Source organism: Streptomyces flavofungini (assembly GCF_041028215.1).
GTDB classification, from domain to species: Bacteria; Actinomycetota; Actinomycetes; order Streptomycetales; family Streptomycetaceae; genus Streptomyces; species Streptomyces flavofungini_B.
In genome coordinates this window covers 1-645 of sequence record NZ_JASKYR010001527.1, presented here as the reverse complement: position 1 = coordinate 645, position 645 = coordinate 1, and the positions used below count along the sequence as shown (strand labels likewise).

At 73.0% G+C, this 645-nt stretch carries 1 protein-coding gene; it reads left to right on the top strand.

Annotated elements, in window-relative coordinates:
* On the top strand, nucleotides 1-645 hold a 645-nt coding region (locus AB8Z36_RS42015), incomplete at both ends, for a beta-ketoacyl synthase N-terminal-like domain-containing protein (protein ID WP_369218566.1).

The window sequence follows — 645 nt, the reverse complement described above, 5'->3', positions numbered from 1 at the left end:
GGCCTGCTCCTCCTCGCTGGTCGCCCTGCACCTCGCCGTCCGCGCCCTGCGCGCCGGAGAGTGCTCCCTCGCCCTGACCGGCGGCGTCGCCATGATGCCGACCACCGAACTGTTCACCGGGTTCTCCCGCCAGCGCGGCCTCGCCGMCGCCCGCCTCGCCCCGGACCAGGTCGACGCCGTCGAGGCACACGGCACCGGCACCACCCTCGGCGACCCCATCGAGGCCCAGGCCCTCCTCGCCACCTACGGACGCGAACGCCCCGAAGGCCGACCGCTGCACCTGGGCGGCATCAAGTCCAACATCGGCCACGCCCAGGCCGCCGCCGGAGTCGCGGGCGTCATCAAAATGGTCATGGCGATACGGCACGGCCTGCTGCCCGCCACCCTCCACGTCGACACCCCCACTTCCCACGTCGACTGGACCACGGGCGCCGTCGAACTCCTCACCGAGGCCATCGACTGGCCCGACGCCGACCACCCCCGCAGGGCGGGCGTATCGGCCTTCGGCATCAGCGGCACCAACGCCCACGTCCTGCTGGAACAGGCCGACCCCGAGAGCACCGGAACCGACGGCACGACCCCCGATGCCGACACCCCCGAGGCACGGGGCACGACGAAATCCTCGGTCGCCCCCTGGCTTCTCTC